At 50.8% G+C, this 427-nt stretch carries 1 protein-coding gene; it reads right to left on the bottom strand.

Translation table 11 applies throughout. From position 1 onward, the window contains the following. On the bottom strand, window positions 1-427 hold a 427-nt coding region (locus HV824_RS36465; RefSeq protein WP_176425347.1), incomplete at both ends, for a peptidoglycan DD-metalloendopeptidase family protein.

Here is a 427-nt window from a genome sequence, read left to right as displayed (position 1 = left end):
GCTGCGACCATGACGAATAGCCACATAATAACCTGCTGCGCCACTGCGTTTGGCAACCACCACTTCACCGTCACCCACTGAAAGCACTGGCGTACCCTGCGGCATGGCGAAATCAACACCTCTGTGTGGTGCAACGCGACCGGTCACCGGATTAGTACGACGCGGGTTAAAGTTAGACGAGATACGGAACTGTTTCGCCGTCGGGAATCGCAAGAATCCTTTCGCCAGACCAGTACCGTTACGATCGTAGAATTTGCCATCTTCAGCGCGGATAGCGTAATAATCTTTACCTTCTGAACGCAAACGTACGCCCAGCAGCTGGCTTTGCTCACGTTTACCATCAAGCATTTCTCGAGACATTAACACCGCAAATTCATCGCCTTTTTTCAGTTTGCGGAAATCCATTTGCCACTGCATGGCTTTAATC

The sequence above is a fragment of the Myxococcus sp. AM009 genome (genome assembly GCF_013372605.1).
GTDB lineage: Bacteria > Myxococcota > Myxococcia > Myxococcales > Myxococcaceae > Myxococcus > Myxococcus vastator.
The sequence above is the reverse complement of the archived record's forward strand: the minus strand, read 5'-3'. Positions and strand labels throughout refer to the sequence as shown.